The sequence below is a fragment of the bacterium genome (assembly GCA_029210545.1).
In the GTDB taxonomy this organism is placed as follows: Bacteria; BMS3Abin14; BMS3Abin14; order BMS3Abin14; family BMS3Abin14; genus JARGFV01.
Genome location: JARGFV010000140.1, coordinates 1 through 5,619, shown reverse-complemented (window position 1 = coordinate 5,619; position 5,619 = coordinate 1). Strand labels below are relative to the sequence as shown.

Annotated in this window: 4 protein-coding genes and 2 tRNA genes; all 6 read right to left on the bottom strand. The window is 59.0% G+C overall.

Features of this window, described 5'->3' with window-relative positions:
* Nucleotides 1-196: 196 nt before the first annotated feature.
* A tRNA-Arg gene (locus P1S46_11170) sits at nucleotides 197-273 on the bottom strand.
* A 228-nt stretch (nucleotides 274-501) separates the two neighbouring features.
* On the bottom strand, nucleotides 502-1,203 hold the full coding sequence (locus P1S46_11165; protein MDF1537035.1) for an MgtC/SapB family protein: 702 nt from the start codon (nucleotides 1,201-1,203) through the stop codon (nucleotides 502-504).
* A gap of 200 nt (nucleotides 1,204-1,403) precedes the next feature.
* A complete protein-coding gene (locus tag P1S46_11160) occupies nucleotides 1,404-3,086 on the bottom strand; it encodes an iron ABC transporter permease (protein ID MDF1537034.1) in 1,683 nt (560 codons plus the stop codon).
* Between the two features lie 35 nt (nucleotides 3,087-3,121).
* Complete coding sequence (locus P1S46_11155; protein MDF1537033.1) at nucleotides 3,122-4,225, bottom strand: ABC transporter ATP-binding protein; 1,104 nt, start codon at nucleotides 4,223-4,225, stop codon at nucleotides 3,122-3,124.
* An 81-nt stretch (nucleotides 4,226-4,306) separates the two neighbouring features.
* On the bottom strand, nucleotides 4,307-5,296 hold the full coding sequence (locus P1S46_11150; protein ID MDF1537032.1) for an extracellular solute-binding protein: 990 nt from the start codon (nucleotides 5,294-5,296) through the stop codon (nucleotides 4,307-4,309).
* A 144-nt stretch (nucleotides 5,297-5,440) separates the two neighbouring features.
* Nucleotides 5,441-5,517: transfer RNA gene (locus P1S46_11145), tRNA-His, on the bottom strand.
* Between the last annotated feature and the right edge of the window lie 102 nt (nucleotides 5,518-5,619).

Here is a 5,619-nt window from a genome sequence, read left to right as displayed (position 1 = left end):
GTCCATCGGGGCCGGCAGGGCCATTCGACGCATCGGCTGATGTCCTCTTCCCCTTCAGATTAGTCCATCGGGGCCGGCAGGGCCATTCGACGCATCGGCTGATGTCCTCTTCCCCTTCAGATTAGTCCATCGGGGCCGGAGGCCATGAGCAAAAAGAGGCGCTGCTGAAAATCCAGCAGCGCCTCTTTGCGTCGAATGGCGCGCCCGGCAGGACTCGAACCTGCGACCTGCGGCTTCGAAGGCCGACGCTCTATCCAGCTGAGCTACGGGCGCAATTCGCCTCCTTACGGAGGCTCAAGTCCAAAGTCTAAAGTCCAAGGTCCAAAGTATTTGAAGACCTTTTCCTTGGTCTTTGGACTTTGGTCATTGGACTATTTCCCTCGAACCGAGGGGGGATGTTACTCACCCCCGGCCTCACTGTCAAGGCGGCGAGGGGTTGACAGACGGCGAGGGGTTTGATCTTGATCTTCAAGACGTTTTTTCGGGCATCTCGAAAAAACGTTAGCTGTAGAAGATCTTCTTGATCCCTTCGAGCCGTTCCACAGCCGCGGTCACTTCCTGCCCGATGCGTTTTTGCTGCTGCGTCAGGACCATCTTGATGAAGATCTCGTTCTCCACAAGGTCCACCTGGGAGCTTATGTCGGAGGCTTTCAGTCCCATCCCTTTCACCAGATCCATCAGTTCATCGTAAAGGTTCGCGCGCCGAACCCCCGTTACGGACATGGTGAGGAAGCGGTTCTTTTTGACGATCGGGTCGAGTTTTCTGAGGAAGATCAGGCTGACGATGACTAGCACCGTGGAAAGGGCGCCCAGGGAGAAAAACCCCATCCCGAAGGCCATCCCAAGGCCTGCCACCACCCAGAGGCTAGCGGCGGTGGTGAGCCCTCTTACCGTGGGCCCCTCCTTTATGATCACGCCCGCGCCCAGGAAACCGATGCCGGTGATGATCTGGGCCGCGGTACGGGAAGGGTCCAGGCGCAGGGCGGTTTCACTGCCGTACATGCCGTACTTGATGTAGAACGCCTCTGAGATGATCATGATGGTGCAGGCGCCCACCGAAACGAGGAGGTTCGTGCGCATGCCCGCCGGGCGCCCGTGCTTCTCCCTTTCCAGGCCCACAAGGACACCGGCCAGCGCAGCCAGGCCCAGCTTGACCAGGAGTGCCAGTTCGTAACTTCCCATGTATGAATCGCCGAAAAACATGCCTCACCTCGCAGAGAAAATCCCGGGTTACGAGTCCCGGGTTACGGATTCGGGCCCAAAATCCAGGATCCAGAATCCAAAACAACATATTCTCGCACCCGCTTGTTTCGCCCAGGTTAAAAATAGCCAGACAAGGTAGAATGAATACCCTTGAACCTCCGTCCGGAATTTTCAATTCACAATTCACGACCGTGACAGCCCTACATCACCCTCATCCTCGTCAGCTTTTTCCCCAGCAGGGATGCCGCGATGACCAGGGTGGAGGAGAAGAATATCATAATGATCCCCAGCGCCGAAAGCCTGCCCCACAGACCGTCCTCGGCATACCGCAGGATCTGGACGGCCAGCACCTCCGATCCGGGCCTCGACAGCACCACCGAGAGGGTTAGTTCCCTCACGAACATGGTTGCCATGAGGATCCACCCGGAGATGATCCCCGGGATGAGGAGAGGGATGACGATGCGCCGCATGGTGTACCAGGGGCTCCCACCGCACACCCTGGAAGACTCCTCCAGGTTGCTGTGGATCTGGATGAAGGCGCTCGTCAGCGGCCTGATGCCGTAGGGAAGGTAGGTGGCGATGTACCCGATGAGGAGAGCCCAGATGGTGGCGTAAAGAGGCGTGCGGACGAAAAACCACATGAACCCGACTCCGATGACGATACCCGGGAAAGAGAAGGAGAGGAAACTCAGGGATTCCAGGATCCCGGATCCCACCGTCCGCACCTTGACGATGACGTAAGAGACGAAGATGGACAGGAGGATCCCGAGAGTTGCTCCGGCTACTCCGAGGAAAACGCTGTTTTTAAGGGCCAGCAGCGAAATGGGGTCCTTGAGCACCTCGACCCAGTTCTTCCAGCTCATGAGCTGGAATGCCCTTTCACCCGGGACCATGACGTAGGGCAGCATGGAAGTGTAGAAAAGGACGATGACGGGGAGGACAATGAGCACGAAGGAAAGCGTTCCCACAATGGCGAACAGCGGGTACCTGGCCCCTTTCAGTTCGATGAGGGCAGGTTTGAACCCCCGGCTGGAGATGGTCACGTAGCGGCTGCTCTCCGAGGTCAGGTAACGGTAGAGGTAGATGAGCACGATGGATGCCGCCAGAGCGCTCATCCCGATAGCCGCGGCCTTCCCGTAATCGGCAGAAAATCCGGTGGAGATGGTCCGGTAGATGTGGGTGGACAGCACGTATTTCCTGCCCGGCATACCGATGATGGAGGGTACGGCGAAGGAGGCGAGGCTCCTCACGATGACCAGAATGGCCGATGCCAGGATGGCGGGACGCAGCACCGGCAGGGTTACCCGGGCCAGGGTCTTCAGGGTCGAAGCGCCGCAAACTTTGGAGGACTCTTCCAGGGACACGTCGAAGGCGCTCATGGCCGGTGCGATGATGAGATAGGCGATGGGCAGGTCCAGGAGCCCCTCCACGAGGATCATCCCCGGCAGCGTGTAAATGTTGAAAGGGGAGTTCTCCAGCCCGAAAAGCTGCATGATCAGCCGGTTGAGGATCCCGTTGCTGGGATTGAGCAGCAAAAGCCAGCTCACCGCGAAGAGGATGTGAGGGACCATCATTGGGATGATGGAGATGACCCCGAACAGGAACTTGAAGGGGATGTCGGTCCGGGTGTTCATGTAAGCGAGAAAGAGGGCCAGAGCCGTGGCCACCATCGCCGACCCCACTGTGAAGATGAGGGTGTTGACGAGGATGTCGGCGAATGCCGGATCGGTATAGGCAGCGGCATACTTTTCCAGGGTGAATTGCCCGAAGGCCCCGAACCCCCTTGAAAAGCTCCCGAGGACAAGCATCAGGACAGGGCACACCGTCAGGAGGCCGACGATGACGATGAGGAAAGGGGTGAGGGTGAGCTTTCTGGATCTCATATCTCAAATCTCATATCTAAAACCGGCATGTCATGTCAGCCAGGCCGGTTTTCAGATGGCAGCAGGAAGCAGTGGTCAGGGTCGAAAGAGATATAAAGGTCATCTCCCGCCACGATATCCACGGTCGGCGGTATGGTCGTTGTCAGCAGCGTGTCGCCGATCCTGATGTCACCTTCATAAGCCTCCCCCACGAAAAGCAGGGTCTCGACCTTGCCCTTGAAGACGTTTCTGGCGCCGCTGTCGTTGGTGGACGCAAGGGACATGAATTCGGGGCGGACGCACAGGACCGCCTCCATTCCGGGCGCGATCCCCTGGCTGTTGAGGCCGACAATGGGGCCGATGACGGTCTCAATGACCGCGTGACCGTCCTCCCGGGCCGAAACGGTCCCCGCAATGAGGTTTGCCCTGCCGATGAAATCCGCCACGAACCGATGGTCCGAGTTGAAGTAGATCTTCCGTGGGTCACCGATCTCCACGATGCTCCCCGCCCTCATGACGGCGATCTGGTCAGAGAGGGCCAGGGCCTCGATGCGGTCGTGGGTGACGTAAACCGCTGTGATATCCAACCCGGTCAGAAAGGTCCTCAATTCCTTGCGGGTCTCTTCGCGCAGCTTGGCGTCGAGGTTGCTGAGCGGTTCGTCGAAAAGGATGACCTTGGGCTCGGCGACCAGCGCCCGGGCCAGGGCGACCCGCTGCTGCTGCCCACCGCTGAGTTTCGTGGCTGGCCGGTTCTCGAACCCGTCGAGCTGTACGAACTGAAGGACCTTCGCGACCCTGTCCCTGATCTCCTTTTTCGGCACCTTCCGGTTCTGGAGGGGATAGGCCACATTGTCGAACACGTTCATGTGGGGCCAGATGGCATAGGTCTGGAACACCATGCCGAGCCCCCGCTCCTCCGGCGGCACGAGGATGCCCTTTTCCCGTGACCACACCACCTCGTCGCCGATGGCGATCTCGCCGACGTCGGGTGTTTCCAGCCCGACGATGCACCTGAGCAGAGTCGTTTTACCGCACCCGCTTGGGCCGAGAAGGGTAAATATCCGGTTGGCGGGGATGTTGAGGTGGACGTTATCCAGGGCACGGATCCTCTTGCCCTCGGAAAAAAAATCTTTGGTCACCCCCTCGATTCGAATCTCCATGAGCCCTCCGCATGGCACTCCCGGGGCCGGCTCCCCGGCCTCGGGAGTGTATGAACATGGTCTGTTACGCGGGCCTGCGGATCACACGCCCTCGAAGATCTTCCTGAACTCCTCTCCCCAGCTCTTGATCTCGTCATCGGACAGTTCCCGGATGGGGAGAACCTTTGCGCCACTGATGCCGTCAATGGGCGGGAACACGCCAGGCGTCAGCACGTACTCGCCGACCTTGTCCGCCAGCAGCTTCATGGCAGCCCCTGAAAGCCAGTAGTCCATGAACACTTTGGCGGCTTCCGGGTGCGGGGCCCTGGCGGCGATGGCGATACCGCGGGGCGAGCCGAGGATGGTGCCGACCCTGGCCCAGTCAAGTGGCGCGGGGGCGTGGGTGATGATGTACTTGGGCATGGAGATGGCGATGAGTTTCTCGCCGCTCTCCACCGGGGCCGGGGAGGGGCCGAAGGAGGCCACGAACATGGGACGGTTGGCCGCCAGCCCCTTGACGAACTTCATCCACTCATCGTCGGAGGCAAAGATCTTCATCTCCTTCAGACCTACCAGCCACGAGATGGTCGTGGCGTGGGTGGAGGGGTTGGGCATGACGATCTTGTCCTTCCACCTGGGATCCGCCAGGTCCATGTAGGTCTTCGGCACGTCGGCGGCCTTGACCAGCTCCTTGTTGTAGATAGGTGCGACGTATTCGATGCCGAACTGTACGATGGTATCGTCCGCCCGGGCCCAGTCGGGGTACCCGGCCGCCGATGGGGACCTGTAGGGCACCAGAACTCCATTATCCTTGAGGGTCTGGAGGATGGGCAGGGGGCCCTGGAGCACGTCGGCCGCCAACTTGCCTGCTTCAAACTCGGTAATGACCGTAGAGAGATATTTTGAAGTGGAAATGCGGGTGTAAATACCCTCGACACCCTGGCTCACCTTGAACGCCTCCATAATGGGCTCAACCGCGGTGATGTTGGCGTAAAAGTTCGCCTTGCCTTCCGCCTTCGCCTTTGCCATGTCTGCCCCGTAGGCACACGGAACCACGGCCAGACACAACGCAACGACCAGAAATTTCTTCATAATCCACCCTCCCTGAACTGTGGCCGGAACCCCCCGGCAGTTTTTGCCAAGATATAATGCCAGTGTAGCCTAAAAAAACGGGGACTACTGACGTGCCGAAAACACAAAAAAACCGGGCCGGTATGTACCGGCCCGGTAAAATTCTGGGGTGGACAGAGGGATTTGAACCCTCGACCTCTGGAGCCACAGTCCAGCGCTCTAACCAGCTGAGCTATGCCCACCATACGTTTTCTCCAGGCTCCAATTCATGATAGAGTCGCAAAAAGTCCAATCCGGGACTTTTCGCTCCACGGAAAGGGAAAAGCGTCGTTTTCCCTTTCCTT

Excerpts from the sequence above, each read along its gene's own strand:
- P1S46_11165 (MDF1537035.1), bottom strand. The coding sequence starts at position 1,203 with ATGTTTTTCGGCGATTCATACATGGGAAGTTACGAACTGGCACTCCTG.
- P1S46_11160 (MDF1537034.1), bottom strand. The coding sequence starts at position 3,086 with ATGAGATCCAGAAAGCTCACCCTCACCCCTTTCCTCATCGTCATCGTC.
- P1S46_11155 (MDF1537033.1), bottom strand. The coding sequence starts at position 4,225 with ATGGAGATTCGAATCGAGGGGGTGACCAAAGATTTTTTTTCCGAGGGC.
- P1S46_11150 (MDF1537032.1), bottom strand. The coding sequence starts at position 5,296 with ATGAAGAAATTTCTGGTCGTTGCGTTGTGTCTGGCCGTGGTTCCGTGT.